Below are 20861 nucleotides of genomic sequence, written 5' to 3'. Positions count from 1 at the left end.
CTTGCCGGCCCCCTAGAACGGGATGTCGTCGTCGGTGGTGCCGCCGCCGGAGCCCACCACGGCGAACGGGTCGGCGGACTGGGTGATCGAGCGCAGCGTCTCCGATGGTGCCCGGCCCGCCTCGGAGACCCGGGTGGCCCAGGCCGGGAACGGAAACTCCAGGCAGAGCGGAACCGGAATGTCCGGCTGGTTGACGAACATGGTGCCCGGCTTGGCCAGCAACGCCCGCTGGCGCTGCGCGGGCGGCAGGAAGCCGTATTCCGGGCGGGACGCCTCGGCCGGGTCGAGCCGGCCGACCACCCGGATCGCCGAGTTGGTGACGATCCGCCGCTCCACCTCGCTCGCCGTCTGCTGCGCGCCGATCAGGATCACCCCGAGCGAGCGGCCCCGCTCGGCGATGTCGAGCAGCACCTCCTTGATGGGGGAGGAGCCCTCCCGGGGGGCGTACTTGTTGAGCTCGTCGAGGACCACGAACAGCAGCGGCTTGGCCGTGCCGGACTTCTCCTTGCGCTCGAACTCGCTCTTCAGCGTCACACCGACCACGAACCGCTGCGCCCGGTCCGGCAGGTTGTGCAGGTCGACCACGGTGACCTGCGCCGACTCGCTGGTGTTGATCGAGTGCGGGCGGCGGGCCGCGAGGTCACCACGGATCAGCCGGGCCAGGTCCTTCTTACTGCCGATCAACCGCCGGGCGAACGCGTTGACGGTGCCCAGCCCCACCGCGCTGCCCGCCCAGTCGGAGCGGGTCTCGTCGTCGTTGAGCTGGTCGACGATGTGGTCGACCAGGTCGCCGTACGAGCCGAGCCGAACCCCGTCGATGCTCACCCCGCCGTCGGCGGGCTGGGCGTAGCGGGCCAGGTGCGCGGCCACCGAGTGAACCACCATCGTGTACTGCTGGCGCTCGTCGTCGGCGTCGGCGAACACGTACGGCAGCAGGCGGTCGGTGCAGAACTCGCTCAGCGTCCAGTAGAAGCTGTCGACGCCGGTGAGCCGGCTGCTCACATCCGGCGTGCCGGCCGCGTCACCGACCCGTGGTGGGGCGTAGACCCGCACGTCGGGGAAGGCACCCGCGCTCAACCCGAGCTTCGCGTACGCCGCGCGGGTGGGCTCGTCGAGGCGGGTGTTGGGGTGGTCCAGGAAGAGAAGGTCCTCACCCTTGACGTTGAAGATCAGCGCCTTGGCGTTGACCGCGTCGCCGCCCAGCACCCCGGAGCGGAACACCGAGTAGAGCAGGAAGGTGGCGAAGCTGGTCTTGGTGGCCACCCCGGAGATGCCGGAGATGGAGACGTGCGCGCCCCGGCTGCCGTCGAGGAAGTCGGCGTTGAGGTAGACCGGCACCCCGTCGCGACCCATGCCCATCGGGATGCGCCGCTCCATCCGGTCGAAGTGCAGCGCGCGCGCCCGCGCGTCGCCCTCGGCCCGGTGCACAACGGCCCCCGGCGTGGGCGGCACGTAGAGCTCCGGGTCGACCCGGGTGGTGGTGATTTCGGCCGCCTCCTGCACCATCGCCGGCAGTGTGCCGTCGGCGATGGCGAACACGTCGGAGTCGAACTGGGCGCCCTCGTGCCGGGCGCGGACCTGGGTGACCACCCCGGCGATCGTCACCGGCTCGCGGTCGGGCAGGTCGCGTCGGGTGACCACCACGTCGTCGAGCTGCAGGTAGCTGCCGGGCGCCACGGCCGTCCAGAACTGCAACGGGGTGGCGTCGGCGGTGCCCAGCACCCGCCCGACCGCCTCGCCCGGGCTGTCGAGGTCGGCGTCGGTCATCGGGCGACCCCTGTCGCTCGGGCATCACGGTCGGCGCGCATGACGTGCATAGTGCCCGAGGAGTACGACAGGTCGCCACGCGACGCGGCGGACGACACCATGCCCCGTCACACTCATGACGCTGGGTGTTCGACCGAGCGCACCAGGTGGGCGCGAGCGTGTCGGGTGCCGCGCGAGTCCTGGCCGCCGGTGTAGGGAGCTACTGGCGGGCGTGGCGGAGCATCAGGACGCCGTCCTCGGTGGCGAGCACGTGCCGCAACGGTAGGTGCCGGGGCGCGGTGACGTCGCCGGCGGTGATCCGGCCGGGGCCGGGCCCGGCGAGCAGCGGCGAGACGGTGAGGCACAGTTCGTCGACCAGGTCGGCGGCGGTGAGCGCGCCGAACAGGTGTGGGCCGCCCTCGCAGAGCAGTTGGGTGAGCCCGCGTCCGTGCAGCTCGGCGAGGCCGGCGGCCAGGTCGACGCGCCCGGTGCCGCAGCGCAGCACGTCGGCGACGTCGGTCAGCCCGGGCGGCGGGTCGGCGTCGGCGTGGGTGAGCACCACCGGACGGGTCGGTGCGTCGGCGAACGCGGCCTGCGCCGGGTCCAGGTCCAGCGATCCGGAGACGACCACCAGCGTCGGGTACGCGGCCAGACCGTTGGCCTGACGCCAGGCGCGGCGGCGTTCGTCGAGGCGGACCGCCCGGTATCCCTCGTGGCGCAGCGTGCCGGCGGCCACCACCAGGGCGTCGCAGGCCATCCGCAGCAGGCCGAACACCCGCTTGTCCGGCTCGCCGGAGAGCCCGGCGGAGTAGCCGTCCACGCTGACCGCACCGTCCAGGCTGGTCACGAAGTTCACTCGCAGCCGGGGCTGGTCGGCGCGGCCGTAGAGGGCGGTCAGCTCGGTGTCGTCGAGTGGCTGCGTCGACGGCTCGGGCCAGAGCCGTCGGATCGGAATTCTGACGGTCATTCGCCGGCCGGACCGGTGACCGGAGGGGTCGGTTCGGCGGTACGGTGCTGGCAGTCGCACCAGTTCCGGCCCGGGCACTCATCGTGTCGCCGGGCCCGGCACGCTCGGCAGATCATGCTGGCAGCCTAAGCCGCGGGAGGACAGGACAGCATGCCGCGTCAGATCTTCCAGCTGAAGATGTCCCTCGCCGGGACCCGGCCGCCGGTGTGGCGCCGGGTGCTCGTGCCGGCCGGTTACACGCTGGACCGGCTGCACCGGGTGGCGCAGCACGCGATGGGTTGGCGGGACTGCCACCTGCACTCGTTCGAGATCGACGCGATGCAGTACGGCGAGCCCGACCCGGACGGTGAGTTGGCGCTGCACGACGAGTTGGACGTGCGGCTCGACGCGGTGCTCGGCAAGGGCAGCCGGTTCTCCTACACGTACGACTTCGGCGACTGGTGGGAGCACGACCTGGTCGTGGAGGACGCGCTGACCGCCGACCCGGACGAGCGGTACCCGGTCTGCCTGGCCGGCGAGCGGGCCTGCCCGCCGGAGGGCATCGGCGGGCCGGTGGGCTATCAGGCGCTTCTGGAGGCGCTGGACGCCCAGGCCGACCCGGGTGACCTGGTCAGTTCCCGGCACGCGATGCTGCGCGACTGGGCGGGTGCCGCCTTCGACCCGTCGGGCTTCGACCCGGACCGGGCAACCACGCTGCTGCGCCGCTTCTGCTGAACCGCCAGTTGCGGGAGGTGTCGCTGGGGCTCCTGTTACCCGAGTGATCAGCGGTAACGATCTGGGAACGCTCCCATCGCCCTATTGACACTCCCGTTACCCGCCGGCAATCTCATGGGAGCGCTCCCGGAGGTGGCGTGGCTCACTCACGAATCCCCGGCCTGGCGCGACGGGCACCCCCCACCACACCCATCCAGCCTCACCACCGGAAAGAGGGGTCAGCGCATGAGTGTCACCACGCGGCGTACCCGCCTGGCAGCCGCCGCCCTGGCCGCGATCACCGCAATCAGCGGTCTCGCGGCCTGTGGCAAGGACGACGAGAAGCCGGCGGCCGGCGAGAAGCCGGCCAAGCTGGTCGTCGACACGTTCGGCGAGATGGGCTACGACGAGCTTGTCAAGCAGTACGAGAAGGACACCGGCATCAAGGTCGAGCTGCGCAAGACCGCGCAGCTCGGTGAGTACCGGCCGAAGCTGGTCCGCTACCTGGCCACCGGCAAGGGCGCGGCGGACGTCACCGCGCTGGAAGAGGGCATCCTCAACGAGTTCAAGCCCAACGCGCGCAACTGGGAGGACCTCGCGCCGCTGGTGGGGGACCACTCGAAGGAGTACCTGCCCTGGAAGTGGGAGCTCGGCAAGGCGCCGGACGGTCGGCTGATCGGCCTGCCGACCGACGTCGGCAGCCTCGCCGTCTGCTACCGCAAGGACCTGTTCCAGGCGGCCGGCCTGCCCACCGAGCGCGACCAGGTGTCGGCGCTCTGGCCGGACTGGAAGGGTTTCCACGACGCCGGTCTGAAGTACAAGCAGGGCAGCGGCGGCAAGGCGTTCATCGACTCGATCACCGCCGTCTCCAACGGTGTGCTCTTCCAGGGCAACGGTGATCTGTTCTACGACAAGGAAGACAACATCATCGCGGACACCAGCCCCGCGGTGAAGAACGCCTGGGACACCGCCACGTCGATGGCCGACATCTCCGCCAAGGCGTCCACCTGGTCGCCGGAGTGGTCGGGTGGCTTCAAGCAGGGCACCTTCGCGGCGACCTTCTGCCCGTCCTGGATGCTCGGCATCGTCTCGGACAACTCCGGTCCGGCCAACAAGGGCAAGTGGGACGTCGCGTCCGTGCCGGGCGGCGGCGGTAACTGGGGTGGCTCGTGGCTCGCGGTTCCGGCGCAGAGCAAGTACCCGAAGGAGGCGGCGAAGCTCGCCGAGTACCTCACCAACGCCAAGAGCCAGGTGGATGCCTTCAAGCTCAAGGGCCCGCTGCCGACCAACCTGGAGGCGCTGAAGGACCAGGCGTTCCTCGGTTACACCAACGAGTACTTCAGCAACGCGCCGACCGGCAAGATCTTCGGTGAGAGCGTCGCCAAGATCCAGCCGATCCACCTGGGCCCGAAGCACCAGGCGGTCAAGGAGAACGCGCTCGAGCCGGCTCTGCGGGCGTTCGAGAACGGGCAGGCCGACAAGGCGAAGGCCTGGGAGCAGTTCACGAAGGACGCAAAGACTCAGGGTGCCTTCTGAGTGATTCCCTGCCGGTGGCGTTCGGGGCTTCCCGGACGCCACCGGCCGGTCCCCTCCGCGTAGCGCCCTGCGCGAGGGCCCCCGGGCCTCGCCGGAAAAGGAAATTCGCATGAGCCTGTCGGCCACGACGGCACGGCCGTCGCCAGCAGCACCGCCTTCTCCCGACGTCTCTCGGCGACGTCGCCGGGGGAGATTACTCAACCGCCTCGATGTCAAGTACTCGCCGTACCTCTACATCGCTCCGTTCTTCCTGATCTTCGGCATCTTCGGGCTGTACCCGATGCTGCGCACCGCCTGGATGTCACTGCACGACTGGGACATGATCGGCGAGCACACGTTCATCGGCTTCGACAACTACACCCGGCTGGTGTCCGACGAGTACTTCTGGAACGCGCTGGTCAACACGTTCGGCATCTTCGCCCTGTCGACCATCCCGCAGTTGTTGCTCGCCCTCTTCCTGGCGAACCTGCTCAACCGGACCTTCCTGCGCGCCAAGACCTTCTTCCGGATGGCCATCTTCATGCCGAACGTGGTGTCGGTGGCAGCGGTCGCGATCGTCTTCGGGATGCTGTTCCAGCGGGAGTTCGGCCTGTTCAACTGGCTGCTCAGCTTCGTCGGTGTCGACCCGGTCGACTGGGACGGGCACAGGTGGAGCTCCTGGACGGCCATCTCCTCCATGGTCAACTGGCGGTGGACCGGGTACAACACCCTGATCCTGCTCGCCGGCATGCAGGCGATCCCGAAGGACCTCTACGAGGCCGCGGAGATCGACGGCGCCAGTCCGTGGCGACAGTTCTGGCAGATCACCCTGCCCATGCTCAAGCCCACCTTCATCTTCGTGGTCATCCTGTCCACGATCGGCGGGATGCAGCTCTTCACCGAGCCGCTGCTCTTCGGCAACGGCAACATCATCGGCGGCAACCAGCGGGAGTTCCAGACGCTGGCAATGTACATGTACGAGATGGGCATCGTGAACCTGAACAGCGCCGGCTACGGAGCCGCGGTGGCCTGGGCGATCTTCATGATCATCATCGTGGTGTCGCTGTTCAACTTCCTACTCGTCCGCCGCTCGGCGAAGTGAGGAGAGATCGATGATCTCGGCTTCCCAGCGCCTGTGGCGCACCAGCCCGCTGACCTACGTGGCGCTCGTCCTGGCGGCGCTGCTGTCGATCTACCCGTTCTACTACATGCTGGTGATCGGCACCCGCAGCCTGGACAACATCAACGACGTGCCACCCCCGCTGACTCCCGGCGGCGCGTTCGGTGACAACTTCGGGCGGGTGCTCGACAACGACGCCGCCAACTTCCTCACCGGCATGATGAACTCGATCATCGTCTCCTCGGTGGTCACCGTCTCGGTGGTGCTCACCGGTTCGCTGGCCGGGTTCGCCTTCGCCAAGCTGAAGTTCCGCGGCAGCAACATCCTCCTGCTGGCGATCATCGTCACCATGATGATCCCGACCCAGATGGGGCTCATCCCGCTCTGGGGCATGATGCAGGACCTCGGGTGGTACGACACCCTCTACGCGGTCACCGTGCCGTTCCTGGTCACCGCCTTCGGCGTGTTCATGATGCGGCAGTACGCCAGCCAGGCGATCTCCGACGAGCTGATCGAGGCCGGCCGGGTCGACGGGGCGAGCACGTTCCGGATCTACTGGAGCATCGTGCTGCCGGCGCTGCGGCCCGCCGCCGGCGTCCTCGGTCTGCTGACCTTCATGGAGACCTGGAACTCGTTCCTCTGGCCGTACGCCATCCTCACCCCGGAGAACCCGACCCTGCAGGTCTCGCTCTCCTTCCTCTCGTACGCCTACTACACCGACTACTCCCAGGTGTTCGCCGCCACGGCGATCGGCACCATCCCCCTGGTGATCGTTTTCCTCGTGTTCGGCCGCCAGATCATTGGCGGGATCATGGAAGGTGCCGTCAAGTCGTGAGCAACCCCGCCAGCCCACCCGCCGTCGACGTCCTCGACGAGCGCCCGGGGCTGACCTTTCCACCCGGATTCCTCTGGGGGGCCGCGACGGCGGCGTACCAGATCGAGGGGGCGGCGGCCGAGGACGGCCGCGCCCCGTCGATCTGGGACACCTTCAGCCACACCGAGGGCCGGGTCGTCGCCGGGCACACCGGTGACGTGGCGTGCGACCACTACCACCGCCTCGGTGAGGACGTCGCGCTGATGGCCGAGCTGGGCCTGAAGTCGTACCGTTTCTCGGTCTCCTGGTCGCGGGTGCAGCCCGCCGGCAGCGGCGCGGTCAACCCGCAGGGGTTGGACTTCTACCGCCGGCTGGTCGACGAGCTGTTGGCCAACGGCATCGAGCCGTGGCTCACCCTCTACCACTGGGATCTGCCGCAGCCGTTGGAGGACGCCGGCGGCTGGCCGGCCCGGGACACCGCGGCCCGCTTCGCCGACTACACGACGGTGATGGCCGACGCGCTCGGCGACCGGGTGCGCTACTGGACCACGCTGAACGAGCCGTGGTGCTCGGCGTTCCTCGGCTACGGCTCCGGGGTGCACGCCCCCGGCCGCACCAACGGAGCGGACGCGGTGCGCGCCGGTCACCACCTGATGCTCGGGCACGGCTTGGCCGTGCAGGCGCTGCGGGCCGCCCGGCCGACCGCCGAGGTGGGCGTGACCGTCAACCTCTACCCGGTCGACCCGGCCAGCGACACCCCCGCCGACCGCGACGCCGCCCGGCGGATCGACGGGTTGGCCAACCGGTTCTTCCTGGACCCGCTGCTGCGCGGGTCGTACCCGGAGGACCTGGTTGCCGACCTCAGCACGGTGACCGACTTCGACCACGTGCGCGACGGCGACCTGGCGACCATCTCCACGCCGTTGGACCTGGTCGGGGTCAACTACTACAGCCGGCACGTCGTCGCCGCGCCGGTCGAGGGCGTCCCGGCCGACCCGGCCCCCTCGTGCTGGCCGGGCAGCGAGGACGTCCGGTTCGTCAGCCGCGGCGTCCCGGTCACCGACATGGGCTGGGAGATCGACGCCCCGGGCCTGACCGAGACGCTGCGTCGGGTGCACGGCTACACCGAGCTGCCGTTGTACGTCACCGAGAACGGTTCCGCGTTCGTCGACTCGGTGGTCGACGGGCAGGTCGACGACGTCGATCGGTTGGCCTACTTCGACGCCCACCTGCGCGCCGCCCACGAGGCGATCGACGCCGGGGTGCCGCTGCGGGGATACTTTGCCTGGTCGTTGATGGATAATTTCGAATGGGCCTGGGGTTACACCAAGCGGTTTGGCATGATCCACGTCGACTACGACAGCCAGGTCCGCACCCCCAAGTCCAGCGCCAAGTGGTACGCCTCGGTGATCCGGCGCAACGGTCTGGCCGCACAATAGGCTCGGGCCAGCCATCAGGACGGCCCCGGCGTCCACCTCCCGCAGGTGGCGCCGGGTCCGCCCGCCGTCGGAGGAGCAGACGATGACAACGCAGCGCACCCGGTCGCTCGGGCGCCCGACCCTCGACGCGGTCGCGGCGCGTGCCGGCGTCGGTCGGGGCACGGTCTCCCGCGTGGTCAACGGCTCGCCCCAGGTCAGCCCGGAGGCCCGGGCCGCGGTCCAACAGGCCATCGCCGAGCTGGGGTACGTGCCGAACCGGGCCGCCCGCGCGCTCGTCACCCAGCGGACCGACTCGGTCGCGCTGGTGGTCTCCGAATCCGGCGAGCGGGTCTTCACCGAGCCGTTCTTCGCCTCGATCGTGCGGGGGATCAGCTCCGGGCTGCTGGAGACGCCGATGCAGCTCTGGCTGGCCATGGCCCAGTCGCCGGTGGAGCGGGAGCGGGTCGAGCACCACCTCACCAACCAACACGTCGACGGCGTCCTGCTGCTGTCGTTGCACGACTCCGACCCGCTGCAGACGCTGCTGGAGGAGCGCGGCCTGCCCGCCGTGCTCGGCGGTCGGCCCGCCCGGATGCTCCAACCCGGCGCCCAACCGGCCTGGTTCGTCGACGTGGACAACGTTGGCGGGGCCCGGCAGGCGGTGGAGTACCTGACGGGGCAGGGGCGGCGACGCGTCGCCACCATCGCCGGTCCGCAGGACATGGGCGCCGGTCTGGCCCGGTTGGCCGGCTACACCGAGGCGGTCAAGGCCACCGGGGCCAGCGTCAACCCCGACCTGATCGCGTACGGCGACTTCAGCGAGGGCAGCGGCGCGGCCGGCATGCGTCGGCTGCTGGACGTCTGCCCGGACCTGGACGCGGTGTTCGTCGCCTCCGACCTGATGGCGTTCGGCGCGCTGCGGACCCTGCGCGAGGCCGGCCGGCGGGTGCCACGGGACGTCGCGGTGATCGGCTTCGACGACGCGACGATCGCCCGTCAGGCGGAGCCGCCGCTGACCACCGTTTTCCAGCCGGTGGAGGAGATGGGCCGGCAGATGGCCCGCCTGCTGGTGGCCCGGATCCGTGGCGAGGAGCTACCCGCCTCCCACATCCTCCTGGACACTCAACTGGTCCACCGAGCCTCCGCCTAACCCCACGCCCCCAGGACCCCGCACAGCGCGCACCCCGCGCCCCGCGCGCACCCCGCGCCCCGCACAGCGCGCACCCCGCACAGCGCCCCCCGCGTCGATCATGAGGTTGGCCTGGACATTCCCGGCATCTCGACTCGCCAACCTCATGATCAAGAAGGCCGACAGGGCAAGATCGTGCTCGATCCTGGATCGAGTGGCCTCCCGGCGACCGCACACCACTACATCCAGGATCGAGCGCGATCTTCAGGTGTCGGGGCGTGCGGCGCGTGCGGGCGGGTTGCGCGGGGCGTGCGGGCGGGTTGGGCGGGGCGTGCGGGCGGGGCGTGCGGCGTGCGGGGCCGCGGTGGGCGTGCGCGGGGCGGGTGAGTGGGGCAGGGTTGGTGCCCGGCGGTCAGGCGGAGGTGGGGGCCCAGCGGCGGAGTTCGCGCTTGGCCAGGGAGTTGCGGTGGACCTCGTCGGGGCCGTCGGCGAGGCGCAGGGTGCGGGTCTGCGCCCAGAGGGCGGCCAGTGGGGTGTCCTGGCTGACGCCGGCGCCGCCGTACCCCTGGATGGCCTTGTCGATCACCCACTCCGCCATCGCCGGAGTGCCGATCTTGATGGCCTGGATCTCGGTGTGCGCGCCCTTGTTGCCGACGGTGTCCATCAGCCACGCCGTCTTGAGCACCAGCAGCCGGGCCTGCTCGATGCGGACCCGGGACTCGGCGATCCACTCCCGCACGACGCCCTGCTCCGCCAGGGGCCGGCCGAACGCGATCCGGTCGTTGGCCCGGCGGCAGAGCAGCTCCAGTGCCCGTTCGGCCATCCCGATCAGTCGCATGCAGTGGTGGATGCGGCCCGGGCCGAGGCGGGCCTGCGCGATGGCGAAGCCGGTGCCCTCGGCGCCGATCAGGTTCTCCGCCGGCACCCGGACGTCGGTGAAGTCGATCTCGGCGTGCCCGCCGTGGGAGCCGTCGGTGTAGCCGAAGACGGTCATCCCCCGGCGCACCGTCACACCGGGGGTGTCCCGGGGGACCAGCACCATGCTCTGCTGGCGGTGCCGGTCCGCGGTGGGGTCGGTCTTGCCCATCACGATGAAGATCTCGCAGCGCGGGTCCATCGCGCCCGACGACCACCACTTCCGTCCGTTGATCACGTACTCGTCGCCGTCGCGGGTGATCCGGGTGGCGATGTTGGTGGCGTCGGAGGAGGCGACGTCCGGCTCGGTCATGCAGAACGCCGAGCGGATCTCACCCTCCAGCAGCGGCATCAGCCAGCGCTGCCGCTGCGTCTCCGAGCCGAACTCGGCCAGCAACTCCATGTTGCCGGTGTCCGGTGCCGCGCAGTTGACCGCCTCGGGCGCGAGGTGCGGGCTGCGCCCGGTCAGCTCGGCCAGGGGAGCGTACTGGAGGTTGGTCAGGCCGGCGCCGTAGCGCGGGTCGGGCAGGAAGAGGTTCCACAGGCCGCGCTTGCGGGCCTCCGCCTTCAGCTCGGCCAACACCGGGGTACGCGACCACGGGTCCCCGGCGGCCACCTGCTCGGCGTGCACGGGCTCGGCCGGGTAGACGTGTTCGGTCAGGAACCGGGTCAGCTCGTCGCGCAGCTCCTCGGTCCGGCTGTCGTATGAGAAGTCCATCACCGCTCCCTGGCGGCGGTCAGCCCGTGTGCGACCAGCGGTGCCACCATCTCGCCGATCCGGTCGAAGCCCTCGCCGAGCGTCTGCCCGAGCGTGTGGCGGTAGTGGATGCCCTCGCAGATGACAGCGAGTTTGAAACAGCCCAGCGCCACGTGCCAGTGCAGTGGTCCGACGTCGACGTCGCTGCGCCCGGCGTACCGGTCGATCAGCTCGCTGCCGGTGGGGAAGCCGGCGCGCGGGCCGAGCCCGTCCGCGACGGGGTTGCCCTCGGCGGTGTCGCTGCCGCCGAGCACGTCCCAGTACGTCAGCAGCAGCCCCAGGTCGGCGAGGGGGTCGCCGAGGGTGGCCATCTCCCAGTCGAGCACCGCGTGCACGGCGACGGGGTCGGCCGAGGCGAGGAGGTTGTCGAGGCGGTAGTCGCCGTGCACGATCCGGCCGGCGTTCGCACCCTCCGGGGCGGTCGCCGCGAGCAGGTCACGCAGCTCGTCGATGCCGGCCAGCGGGCGGCTGCGGGAGCGGTCGAGCTGACCGGCCCACCGGCGCACCTGCCGGGCCAGGTAGCCCTCGGGGCGGCCGAAGTCAGCCAACCCGACGGCGGACGGTTCGACGCTGTGCAGCGCGGCGAGGGTGTCCATCATCGCCATGGCGAGGTGGTGGCGTCGTTCGTCGCCCAGCGGGTCGGTCTGCGCGCGGGTGCGGAACACCTCGCCGGGCATCCGTTCCATCAGGTAGAACGGTGCGCCGATGACGTCCGGGTCGGTGCAGAGCAGCAGCGCGCCCGGCACCGGCACCTCGGTCGGCGCGAGCGCCGAGATGACCCGGAACTCGCGCCCCATGTCGTGCGCGGTGGCCAGCACGTGCCCCAGCGGGGGGCGGCGCAGCACTACCTCGCGGTCGCCGAGGCGCAGCAGGTAGGTGAGGTTGGACTTGCCGCCGGCGATCAGCTGGGCGCGCAACGGCCCGACGAGCAGCTCGGGTCGGTGCTTGGCCAGGTGGTCGGCGAGACGGTCCAGGGGCAGACCCGCGGGTGAGGTGGGGACGGCCTCCGGCCGCGACGCATCGACGGCCGGATCACTCATCCGACCAGTTGATGGCAGCCCGTTCACGTTGTCAAGGTCAGATTCACCGCACGTCTCGTCGGGAGGGCTTCGGCCAAGCGGGCCAGCGCCGCCGCCGGGGCGCGTCTCAAGGGGAACAACCCACGCCTTTCATGGCAATTGCCCCGATATGGTCTTGATGGTGGGCTGCGGAGGCGGCCCCCGGAGCGACGGGGGTCAATCGTGGTGAAGGCGAGCGGGGGCACGACGACGGTGGGTGAGCTGTTGCTCAGCCGGCTCTACGACCTCGGGGTGCGCCATGTCTTTGGGTTGCCAGGCGACTACAACATGGATTTCCTCGACCAGATCGAGGCGTTCGACGGGATCGAGTGGGTCGGCAGCTGCAACGAGCTCAACGCCGGCTTCAGCGCCGACGGGTATGCCCGCCTCGCCGGCGTCGGAGCGATCCTCACGACGTTCGGTCCCGGTGAGCTGTCGGCGGTCAACGCGCTGGCCGGGGCCATGGCGGAGTCGGTACCCATCGTCTCGATCGTCGGCGGTCCGACCGAGGAGATCATGCGACAGCACACCTCCATGCACCACTCGCTCGCCGACGGCGATTTCGACCACTGGGTACGGGTGGCGCGAGAGGTGACTGTCGCCCAGACCTCGCTGACCCCGCAGAACGCCCTGGGGGAGGTCGACCGGGTGCTCACCGAGTGCTGGTCGCAGCAGCGTCCGGTCTACGTCCGGATGCCCGGCGACGTGGCCCACGCCGAAATCGCCCGGCCGGGGCGACGGTTCACCCGCCCCGAGCCGGTCGTGGCGGCCGGGCAGCTCGACGCCTTCGCCACGGCCGCCCGGCGGCTGCTCGACGGTGTCGAGCGGCCCGCCATGCTCGTCGGGAACCTGCCGATCCGCTTCCACCTCGGCGCCGCCGTCACGGCTATGGCCGCCGAACGGAACTGGCCGGTCGCCGCACAGTCGCTGGGACGTGGACTGCTCGACGAGTCCGACCCCCACTACGTGGGCGTCTACAACGGCGGTGACAGCGTCGACGAGGTCCGCGCGGTCGTGGAGGGCGCGGACGCGCTCGTCTGTCTGGGCACCACGTTCTTCGACTGGGACGGCCTGTTCACCGCCGACATCACGGTGGACCGGGTCATCAGCCTGCACCGGGACGCCGCAGTCGTCGCGGGCACCCGCTTCGCCCCGGTGGCCCTGCCGGCGGCGCTGCGCTGCCTGCACGAGATCGCCCCGAACCGTACGGCGCAGTGGTCACGCGCGCCGCTGCTGGCGGCCGATCCGCCCGCACTCGACCCGTCGAACAACGAACCGATCCGACAGGCCCGGCTCTGGCCGGCGATCCAGAGCATGCTGCGTGAGGGGGACATCTTCGTTCCGGAGACCGGCACCCCGTCCTTCGGCGCGGCGACGATGCGACTGCCCGCCGACGTCACGGTCGTGTGGCCGCCCATCTGGGGCTCGATCGGCTACGCCACCCCGGCCGCCTTCGGTGCCGGGGTGGCGGCACCGGATCGACGGACGGTGCTCGTGACCGGCGACGGATCTCTCCAACTGACAGTGCAGGAGATCAGCCGGATGCTCGCCACGAACCAACGTCCGGTCATCATCGTGGTCAACAACGGCGGTTACACGGTCGAACGGGCCGTCGACGGGCGGCACCAGCCGTACAACGACATCGACAACTGGCGGTACACCGAACTGCCCGCCGTGTTCGCACGGGAGCAGGGCTTCACCGCCCACGTGGCCCGTACCGAGGGTGAACTCGCGACCATCCTGGCCGGCATCGACGGACGGCCGGCCCAGCTGACACTCATCGAGGTGGAGACCGACCCACTGGACCTGCCCACCGGAATGCCGCAGTGGGGTCGGGAGACGTCCGCCGCCGACTACCACGCGCAGCTCGCCTCCACGCCGGTCCTGCCCCTGGGTGGGCTGCCGTAGCGCCCCGGCCGGGCCCTTCGCCGGCCGTCAACCCGCAAATTTCCGCTCGGGACATGCCCCTGCAACAGGGACGAAATGGTCAACGACCAGGCTGTGACCAGCCTGCCGGCCGCCGCCGGCCGCCGAGCGGAGGGACAGACATGTTGCTGCGAGTTCGGGTCACCCTGCCGGACCGTCCGGGCACCCTCGGCCAGGTCGCCCGCACGCTCGGCGTCTCCGGCGCGGACATCGTCCAGGTGGTGGTCCTGGAGCGGCTCGGCGGGCGCGCGGTGGACGACTTCACTGTGGTCTGGCCTGGCGCCGCCCGGGTGGAGGGACTGTTGGCAGGGCTGGCGGCGATCCCCGGCGTCCGCGTGGACGGGGTGTGGCGGGCGATCGGCGCGCCCACCACCACCGGCCAGGACGCCGAGCTGCTGGCCCAGGTGGCGGCCAACCCGGCCGACGGGCTGGCCACCCTTGTCGACGCGGTGCCCGGTCTGCTGGCGGCCGACTGGGCGGTGGCGGCGGTGGTCCCGCTGGACTGGGCCTCGCGGTCCGGGGGTGGCCCCGGGGCGACCGTGGGGCACGCCAGTTGGCGGGCACCCGTACCGCTGCGGTTGCCCGAGGTGACGCCGCTGCGCGGCCGGTCCCTGACCACGGCGGACGGCACCCACCACGCGGTCGCGCCGTTCGGACGGGCCGGCCTGGTCCTGGTGGTGGCCCGGGAGCACAGCGACACGCTCAGCGCCGCCGCGTTCCACACCACCGAGGTGGACCGGCTCTCCCAGCTCGTCCGGGCCTGCGCGGTGATCCTCGGGGACCGGCTGGACCTGGTCGGCGTACCGCCGGTCACCGTCAATCCCTGAGCCGCCACCCACCGGGGTTGGGTGGTCGGCGAGGCCCGACCCTGTTGATCTAGCCTCTCCGGAATGGACCTGGCTTTCGATGGATATCGCTGGGAGGCAGCCGGCGGTGGCGCGATCCCGGCGGGCGCGGTACCGCACGGGTACGCGGCGGACGGTGAGCCCCTGTGGGTGTGCCGCGTCCGGATGCGTGGCGGCGTGCACCCGGGCGAGGTCCGCCCGGCCTTCGGCGCCGCCAAGACCACCTGGGCCGGCGCGGAGGTCCGCGTCGACGAGTACGAGGTGCTGATGGACCACGGCGTCTGGGGCGTCGCGTCCGGTGGGGCGGTGCCCGCGGACGCGCTGCCGGCGGGCCACGAGGCTGACGGCGAACCGCTCTACGTCGCCCGCGCGGCGGTCGGGCCGGGCGCCCTGCACATCGGCAAGGTGCGGTCGGCCTTCGGCGCCGCCAACATCGGATACGGCAACGCCGAGCGGACCGCCCGGTCCTACGAGGTGCTGCTGCGGTCGCCGGCTGCCGCGCCGGCGAGCGGGCGGCGGCCCGGGATCCAGATGGACCCCACCTACGCCGACTTCGGCACCGAGCCGCCCCGCGTCGGGAACGTCACGATCACCGGCGTCGACCGTTCCTCGGCCGCCGGCGACCACCTGGCCATCGGGGCCGGCGGGTCGGTCGAGCTGGAGTTCGACGTGCCCGACCCGGCCGTCGTCGGCGAGGCCTGTGTCGCCGTCCGGGCACTCGCGTCGATGCTCTCCCGGGCGCCCGGGTACGCCCCGCTCACCGTCCGCCTCAACGGCAGGCCACTGGCCAACCGGCTGCGGATCCCCAACGGCGGCGGGCTCCCGCAACGGCTGGTCTTCGCGGTGCCGGCCGAGGAGTTGACGGCCGGCCGGAACACGCTGCGCATCGAGAGCGGTGTCGACGCCCGCAGCATGCTGTGGCTGTACCGGGTGACGATCGACCCGATGCACGCACACGACCAGGCGGGACTGGCCCTCGAACGGCGGGCGATCGCCGAGCCGGTGCTGCGGTACGCCAGCGACGCCGGCGACATCACCATCTTCATCGACCGCGGCGAGCAGGCCGTTCTCGAGCAGGTGGCCTGGGCCGACGAGTCCGGCGCCGAGTACGCGATCACGTTCGAGAAGCAGCAGGCCGCCTTCTACGGCTGGCGGCGGCAGCCGGGCGGAGAGCCGACGGAGTTCCGTGGCCGGCTGACCCAGCGCGACACCGTCGCCAAGGAGGCCTGGCGCTTCTCCACCCAGGAGGGCTGGGCCGGTGGGTGGCACCGCTCGGGTGACCTGCACCTTTCGGTGGCCGCTGCCGGCCGCCCGGTCACCAGGCTGGCCTGGCGGGACCTGCGCGGTAACAACGGCACTGTCGCCTTCGGCGACGGTGGGTTCCTGGGTACCTACCAGCGGGTCGGGGAGGGCCCCATCGGCTACCGCGGCCGCACCGCGTAGCGGAACACCCGGGCGGGGACATCGGCCTGAGCGCTACCCGTCACCGCCGGGCAATCGGGAGGCAACAGCGGGAGACGAGGGTGGTACCCGGTGAAGGGAGCCAACCATGACGTTGTGGCGGATCCGAGCGACGGTGGACGACCGGCCGGGTTACCTGTCGGTGCTCACGGCCAGCCTCGCGCTGCGCGGGGTCAACATCCTCACCGTGCAGGTGCAGCCCACCGAGCAGGGCGCGGTGGACGACTTCCTGGTCGACGCACCGGACACGCTCGACGAGGCCGACCTGGTCGCGGCCGTCGAGCGTGGTCGCGGGCGGGACTGCTGGGTGGCGCGCAGCGAGGCGCGTGGTCTGGTCGACCAGCCCACCCGGATGCTCGGTCTCGCCAACAGGCTGGTGCGGGACCCGGATTCGACAGGTGAGGCCCTGCGGACGCTGCTCGGCGCCGACTCGGTGAGCTGGCGACCGGCGTCGACCGGCGTCGACCGGGGCATCGCCGGCACCGGCATGTCGTTGGCCGATCCGGCGGGCGGCGCGTTCACGCTGGGCCGGGCGGCGCCCGCGTTCACCCCGGCGGAGTACGCGCGGGCGCAGGCCCTTGTCGAGCTGGCCGCCACGGTGGCGCGGCGGGCCGCCGAACAGGTCACCCTGGTGCTGCCCGACGGCGCCGAGGTGTCCGTCCGGCCGGCGTGCGCGGACGACCTGTCGGGAGTTCTGGAGTTGCACGAGGGTTGTTCCCCGCGAAGCCGGCAGCGGCGTTACCTGGGCGGAGCGTCGCTGCCCCAGCCGGCCCGGCTGCGCCGGGTGCTGGAGCCGGAGCGGGGGTTGACCCTGCTGGCCACGACGGTGGCCGTCGACGGCGCGGCGGAGTCGGTGGTCGCCATGGCGAACCTGCTCGGCGAGGGCGACGAGGCCGAGGTGGCGCTGCTGGTGCGCGACGACTGGCAGCGGCGGGGCCTCGGCACGGCGTTGCTGCGCCGGCTGGTGCGGCACGCCGACGCGGCCGGCTACGCGGCGCTCGTGCTGCACGTGCAGGCCGAGAACGCACCGATGCTGCGTACCCTGCGCCGGCTGGACCGGCCCGCCGCCACCGAACGCGACGGCACAGTGCTCAGCTGCACCGTGCCGCTCGCCGCCCCGGCCGCGGTGACCGGACCGGGCGGCTAGCGGGGGCCCTCGGGCGGCTCGCGGTGGCCCGACACGCAGAACCGGTTGCCCTCCGGGTCGGCGAGCACCACGTACGGGGGCTCGGTCGGGAGTGGATCGGTCGGGTAGTGCCGCCAGTCGACACGCTGGGCGCCGAGGGCCAGCAACCTGTCGACCTCCTCGTCGAGGGTGCGCTCACCGGCGTCCAGGTCGAGGTGGACGCGGGGGAACTCCTCGGCCGGGCTCTCGCTGAGGTCCATCGCGATGGCAGCGCCGGGCATTCCGGGCGGCGGCTCCAGCACGATCCACTCGTCGCCGGGATGGCGGGGCGGGCGTCGACGGTAGCCGAGGGCGGCGGCCCAGAATGCCCCCGCCCGGTCCGCGTCGGACACTCCCAGCGAGAGCTGCGCGATCATGGCCATCACTGGACGGTACGCCAACGGCACGTCGCGGCGAGAGCCCCCTGCCTGTCGACGGAGGGCCCTCGCCGCGCACCTCGATCAGGTGGCGGGGTAGCTGCTGTAGTCGGGGAAGTTGCCGTAGAGCCGGCTGTCGCTGCCGACGGTGACGGCCTGTACCAACAGGTCGCCGCCGACGAACGCGCCCTTCCAGGAGGCGCCCCGGCCGCCGAACGGTTCGTCCCGGTCGCCGCGTGAGCGTGGCTTGTTGATGCCCACCTTGAACGCCTGGAGGTCCACGGCGAGCTTGCCGGCCTCGTCGGTGTCGTCACAGGCCAGCGAGGCGACGAGCGCGCCGTTGGAGGCGTTCATGGCGGCCAGCAGTTCGTCGGTGGTGTCCACCACGACGATGGTGTCGACCGGCCCGAACGGTTCGGCGTGCATCAGCCGGGACCGGCCGGGCGGGGCGAGCAGCACCGACGGCGCCACGTACGCGGACGTGTCCTGCCCGGGGAGGAACGGCGCGCCGGTGAGCTTGCCCCGGTGCAGGGGAATCGCGCCGCCCCGCATCGCCTCGTCGACCTTGCGGTGCAGCTCCTCGGCCTTGGCGGCGCTGATCAGCGGACCGAAGTCCAGCTCGGGCAGCGGGTCACCGGCGGCCCAGTCGTCGCCGACGGCGAGCGGGTGACCGAAGCGGACCGAGCGGACGACCGGCAGGTACATGTCGAGGAACTCGTCGACCAGGTCGCGTTGCACCACGAACCGGGGGTACGCGGTGCAGCGCTGCTTGCCGTACTCGAAGCCCTTCTTCAGGTGGGTGGCGAGCAGGTCCCACTGGGAGAAGTTCCAGATGCCCCAGGCGTTGAGGCCCTCCTGCTCGATGAAGTGCCGCTTGTCGCTGTCGAGCAGCGCGGCGGCCACCTTGCCGCCGTTGGACCGGCCGCCGACGAACGCCACCGCACCGATCTCGGGTGCCCGGACCAGCACCTCGGACAGCTCGGCGCCGCTGCCGGAGACGAGGGTGGCGGGCAGCCCGGCGCGGCGCATCAGCGCGTGCGCGACGGTCAGGCAGACCGCGCCGCCCTGGGACGGGGTCTTGGCGATGACCGCGTTGCCGGCCAGGAGTTGCACCAGTTCGGCGTGCACCAGGACGCTCATCGGGTAGTTCCACGAGGCGATGTTGCTGACCGGGCCGGGTAGCGGCTCGCGGCCGTCGGCGAGCATCCGGTCGATCTCGCCCGCGTACCAGCGGACACCGTCGAGCGCCCGGTCCACGTCGGCGCAGGCCAACCGCCACGGCTTGCCGATCTCCCAGACCAGCAGCAGGGCGAGCAGGTCGCGGTGGGCGGTGAGCGAGTCGAGGGCGTCGGCGACCCGGGCCTTGCGGTCGGCCAGCGGGGTCTGCGCCCAGGCCCGGTGCGCGGTGGCCGCGTGTGCGACGGCGGCGCGGGCGGTGTCGGCGTCGAGGCGGGGCAGGTTGACCAGGACGGTGTTGTCCACCGGGGTACGGACCGCGGCGGGCTGGCCGACTGCCCGCCATTCGCCTTCGACCAGGTTGTGCAGTGTGGTGACGCCGTCGACCTGGGGACCGAACGCCTCCGGGGTGGCGGCCACCGCGCGGGCCAGGATGTCGGTCCAGGCGGTGCCGTCGGCGAGTCGTAGTGCCATCGCGTTCTCCTCAGGGTTGACCGGGGAGCGGCGGCGTCGACGGCACCGCTGATGGTCGGTACTGTCCCGCGCGCGGTAGTCGGTCAGCAACCGTACGTTTGTCTGGCTGGGCGCCGGCCGGCCGAAGTCGTCCGGTGTTCGACTCGCGACGAAGGGCCGTGACCAGCGGGTACGGCGGACAATTCATCGAAATACATGAATGTTGTGACGTTGTTGGCTTGGTTACCCGTCAGTACGAAAGGCGGGCCGGGGGACCTCCGATGTGGAGGAGCGAGGCATGCGAAACGCCCACGACCGGCCCCGGAGCGATGTCCGGAACCGGTCGTGGGTGTTCGTCGGTCAGCTGGTGAAGGTGATTCGGTCGCGTCGGCGACGCATCATCAGCAGGGCGCCGCCACCGATCAGGGCGACACCGCCGAGGGCGATGCTGGTGACGGCCACGCCGGTGAGCGGGAGGCTGCCCCCGTTGTCGCCGCCGCCAGCGCCTCCCGGGGTCGAGGCTGATCCGCCGGGCGCCACCGACTCCGACGGCGAGAGCGAGCCCGTCGGCGTCGACGTGACCGGAGTGGTCGGCGTCGGGGTGGTCGGCGTCGGCGAGTCGGTGGTCGGCGCCGGCGTCGGCGTCGGCGTCTCCGTGATCGGCGTGGTCGGCGTGGTCGGCGTGGTCGGGGTCGGCGACGCGGTGGTGCCGGCGCCGGCGCACGTGTGGCTGAGGTTGAACTTGTCGCCCTCGCCGCTGACCTGGGCGCTGCCGCCGGTCAACGTCCATCCCGCCGGGGTGAAGAGGTAGGCGTGCTTCACCTGCTTGTCGCCGCCGCCGTTGGCGGACAGGAAGTCGGTGTACGGATCCGTGGGGTTCGGCACCGTCACCGTCACCGAGACGCCCGAGGTGTCCTTGAAGGTCAAGGTCAGGCTCTGGAAGTCACCGGCGCGCCTGGTGGGCAGCACGAAGTGCCAGCCGTCCTGGTTGGTGGGTCGCGTGCCGAACTTGGGGTCCTGGCACTCCTGCTGGAACGTCCCCGCCGTGGCGCCCGCGTGGGCGGGGTTGAGGGGGACGGTGCTCGATGCCGAGGCCGGGGAGGCGATGGCGAGAACGGCCGTGACGGTGGCCGTGCGGACGGCCGCGCGCGTCAGGCGCCGACGCAGTGGCATGAGGAATCCTTCGGGATTGGTCGAGGGGGCCGCCCATGATCCCATGCGGGGGGCCTGCCGACGGCATCGGCCAACCGGCCTGAGCTGGGACGACGTCGTGGACGGGAAGTGCCTTCCGGGTCGACCTTCCGGGCTGGCGTGCGCGTGTCGCCG

General features: G+C 71.5%; 17 protein-coding genes. 10 read left to right on the top strand and 7 right to left on the bottom strand.

Annotated features, from left to right (window positions below; genetic code table 11):
- Positions 1 to 12: 12 nt before the first annotated feature.
- Both KBX26_RS23550 and KBX26_RS23545 read right to left on the bottom strand, forming a co-directional pair.
- Positions 13 to 1767, bottom strand: a complete 1755-nt coding sequence (locus KBX26_RS23550; protein WP_030336172.1) for an ATP-binding protein — start codon at positions 1765 to 1767, stop codon at positions 13 to 15.
- Between the two features lie 199 nt (positions 1768 to 1966).
- Entirely contained in the window at positions 1967 to 2713 is a 747-nt protein-coding gene (locus KBX26_RS23545) for a pyrimidine reductase family protein (RefSeq protein WP_030336171.1), read from the bottom strand.
- 150 nt (positions 2714 to 2863) lie between these two features.
- Between KBX26_RS23545 and KBX26_RS23540 the strand changes: the two genes are divergently transcribed.
- The 6 genes from KBX26_RS23540 to KBX26_RS23515 all read left to right on the top strand — a co-directional run bounded on the left by KBX26_RS23540 (position 2864) and on the right by KBX26_RS23515 (position 9423).
- Entirely contained in the window at positions 2864 to 3427 is a 564-nt protein-coding gene (locus KBX26_RS23540) for a plasmid pRiA4b ORF-3 family protein (protein WP_030336170.1), read from the top strand.
- 225 nt (positions 3428 to 3652) lie between these two features.
- Positions 3653 to 4942 carry an ABC transporter substrate-binding protein gene (locus tag KBX26_RS23535; protein WP_210866444.1) on the top strand — a complete coding sequence of 430 codons (1290 nt, stop codon included), beginning with the start codon at positions 3653 to 3655 and terminating at the stop codon, positions 4940 to 4942.
- A gap of 109 nt (positions 4943 to 5051) precedes the next feature.
- Entirely contained in the window at positions 5052 to 6023 is a 972-nt protein-coding gene (locus tag KBX26_RS23530; protein ID WP_210858043.1) for a carbohydrate ABC transporter permease, read from the top strand.
- A 10-nt stretch (positions 6024 to 6033) separates the two neighbouring features.
- Positions 6034 to 6876: a carbohydrate ABC transporter permease gene (locus tag KBX26_RS23525; protein WP_030336164.1), complete on the top strand. Its 843-nt coding sequence runs from the start codon at positions 6034 to 6036 to the stop codon at positions 6874 to 6876.
- Complete coding sequence (locus KBX26_RS23520) at positions 6873 to 8294, top strand: GH1 family beta-glucosidase (protein WP_030336162.1); 1422 nt, start codon at positions 6873 to 6875, stop codon at positions 8292 to 8294. The genes KBX26_RS23525 and KBX26_RS23520 overlap by 4 nt, the downstream gene beginning before the upstream one ends.
- Before the next feature lie 82 nt (positions 8295 to 8376).
- Entirely contained in the window at positions 8377 to 9423 is a 1047-nt protein-coding gene (locus KBX26_RS23515) for a LacI family DNA-binding transcriptional regulator (protein WP_210866443.1), read from the top strand.
- A 391-nt stretch (positions 9424 to 9814) separates the two neighbouring features.
- Here KBX26_RS23515 and KBX26_RS23510 read toward each other — a convergent pair whose 3' ends face one another.
- Together KBX26_RS23510 and KBX26_RS23505 are read right to left on the bottom strand one after the other, a co-directional pair.
- Positions 9815 to 11035 carry an acyl-CoA dehydrogenase family protein gene (locus KBX26_RS23510; protein WP_030336158.1) on the bottom strand — a complete coding sequence of 407 codons (1221 nt, stop codon included), beginning with the start codon at positions 11033 to 11035 and terminating at the stop codon, positions 9815 to 9817.
- Entirely contained in the window at positions 11035 to 12114 is a 1080-nt protein-coding gene (locus KBX26_RS23505) for a phosphotransferase family protein (protein ID WP_210866442.1), read from the bottom strand. Before KBX26_RS23505 ends, KBX26_RS23510 begins: the two co-directional genes overlap by 1 nt.
- A 201-nt stretch (positions 12115 to 12315) precedes the next feature.
- Between KBX26_RS23505 and KBX26_RS23500 the strand changes: the two genes are divergently transcribed.
- From KBX26_RS23500 to KBX26_RS23485, 4 genes are all read left to right on the top strand, one after another.
- Positions 12316 to 14040: an alpha-keto acid decarboxylase family protein gene (locus KBX26_RS23500; protein ID WP_374224323.1), complete on the top strand. Its 1725-nt coding sequence runs from the start codon at positions 12316 to 12318 to the stop codon at positions 14038 to 14040.
- A gap of 140 nt (positions 14041 to 14180) precedes the next feature.
- Positions 14181 to 14885 carry an amino acid-binding protein gene (locus KBX26_RS23495; protein WP_030336152.1) on the top strand — a complete coding sequence of 235 codons (705 nt, stop codon included), beginning with the start codon at positions 14181 to 14183 and terminating at the stop codon, positions 14883 to 14885.
- A gap of 63 nt (positions 14886 to 14948) precedes the next feature.
- The gene (locus tag KBX26_RS23490; protein WP_210866440.1) at positions 14949 to 16346 is read left to right on the top strand and encodes a DM9 repeat-containing protein; all 1398 of its coding nucleotides are present in this window, start codon (positions 14949 to 14951) and stop codon (positions 16344 to 16346) included.
- A 106-nt stretch (positions 16347 to 16452) separates the two neighbouring features.
- The gene (locus KBX26_RS23485) at positions 16453 to 17511 is read left to right on the top strand and encodes a GNAT family N-acetyltransferase (protein ID WP_210866439.1); all 1059 of its coding nucleotides are present in this window, start codon (positions 16453 to 16455) and stop codon (positions 17509 to 17511) included.
- On the opposite strand, the gene KBX26_RS23480 is transcribed toward KBX26_RS23485, so the two are convergent.
- The 3 genes from KBX26_RS23480 to KBX26_RS23470 all read right to left on the bottom strand — a co-directional run bounded on the left by KBX26_RS23480 (position 17508) and on the right by KBX26_RS23470 (position 20708).
- Positions 17508 to 17912 carry a VOC family protein gene (locus KBX26_RS23480; RefSeq protein ID WP_247680989.1) on the bottom strand — a complete coding sequence of 135 codons (405 nt, stop codon included), beginning with the start codon at positions 17910 to 17912 and terminating at the stop codon, positions 17508 to 17510. The genes KBX26_RS23485 and KBX26_RS23480 overlap by 4 nt on opposite strands.
- A gap of 78 nt (positions 17913 to 17990) precedes the next feature.
- A complete protein-coding gene (locus KBX26_RS23475) occupies positions 17991 to 19556 on the bottom strand; it encodes an aldehyde dehydrogenase family protein (RefSeq protein WP_210866438.1) in 1566 nt (521 codons plus the stop codon).
- A 339-nt stretch (positions 19557 to 19895) separates the two neighbouring features.
- Positions 19896 to 20708 (bottom strand): LPXTG cell wall anchor domain-containing protein, encoded by an 813-nt coding sequence (locus KBX26_RS23470; RefSeq protein WP_210866437.1) that lies wholly within the window; start codon positions 20706 to 20708, stop codon positions 19896 to 19898.
- Positions 20709 to 20861 lie beyond the last annotated feature (153 nt).

The sequence above is a fragment of the Micromonospora sp. C97 genome (assembly GCF_018070385.1).
Taxonomy (GTDB): Bacteria; Actinomycetota; Actinomycetes; order Mycobacteriales; family Micromonosporaceae; genus Micromonospora; species Micromonospora parva.
Note: the sequence above shows the minus strand (reverse complement) of the source record. Positions and strands in the feature narration are given on the sequence as shown.

Excerpts from the sequence above, each read along its gene's own strand:
- KBX26_RS23540 (WP_030336170.1), top strand. The coding sequence starts at position 2,864 with ATGCCGCGTCAGATCTTCCAGCTGAAGATGTCCCTCGCCGGGACCCGG.
- KBX26_RS23480 (WP_247680989.1), bottom strand. The coding sequence starts at position 17,912 with ATGGCCATGATCGCGCAGCTCTCGCTGGGAGTGTCCGACGCGGACCGG.
- KBX26_RS23485 (WP_210866439.1), top strand. The coding sequence starts at position 16,453 with ATGACGTTGTGGCGGATCCGAGCGACGGTGGACGACCGGCCGGGTTAC.
- KBX26_RS23545 (WP_030336171.1), bottom strand. The coding sequence starts at position 2,713 with ATGACCGTCAGAATTCCGATCCGACGGCTCTGGCCCGAGCCGTCGACG.
- KBX26_RS23550 (WP_030336172.1), bottom strand. The coding sequence starts at position 1,767 with ATGACCGACGCCGACCTCGACAGCCCGGGCGAGGCGGTCGGGCGGGTG.
- KBX26_RS23490 (WP_210866440.1), top strand. The coding sequence starts at position 14,949 with ATGGACCTGGCTTTCGATGGATATCGCTGGGAGGCAGCCGGCGGTGGC.
- KBX26_RS23515 (WP_210866443.1), top strand. The coding sequence starts at position 8,377 with ATGACAACGCAGCGCACCCGGTCGCTCGGGCGCCCGACCCTCGACGCG.
- KBX26_RS23505 (WP_210866442.1), bottom strand. The coding sequence starts at position 12,114 with ATGAGTGATCCGGCCGTCGATGCGTCGCGGCCGGAGGCCGTCCCCACC.
- KBX26_RS23475 (WP_210866438.1), bottom strand. The coding sequence starts at position 19,556 with ATGGCACTACGACTCGCCGACGGCACCGCCTGGACCGACATCCTGGCC.
- KBX26_RS23495 (WP_030336152.1), top strand. The coding sequence starts at position 14,181 with ATGTTGCTGCGAGTTCGGGTCACCCTGCCGGACCGTCCGGGCACCCTC.
- KBX26_RS23470 (WP_210866437.1), bottom strand. The coding sequence starts at position 20,708 with ATGCCACTGCGTCGGCGCCTGACGCGCGCGGCCGTCCGCACGGCCACC.
- KBX26_RS23525 (WP_030336164.1), top strand. The coding sequence starts at position 6,034 with ATGATCTCGGCTTCCCAGCGCCTGTGGCGCACCAGCCCGCTGACCTAC.
- KBX26_RS23510 (WP_030336158.1), bottom strand. The coding sequence starts at position 11,035 with ATGGACTTCTCATACGACAGCCGGACCGAGGAGCTGCGCGACGAGCTG.
- KBX26_RS23535 (WP_210866444.1), top strand. The coding sequence starts at position 3,653 with ATGAGTGTCACCACGCGGCGTACCCGCCTGGCAGCCGCCGCCCTGGCC.
- KBX26_RS23530 (WP_210858043.1), top strand. The coding sequence starts at position 5,052 with ATGAGCCTGTCGGCCACGACGGCACGGCCGTCGCCAGCAGCACCGCCT.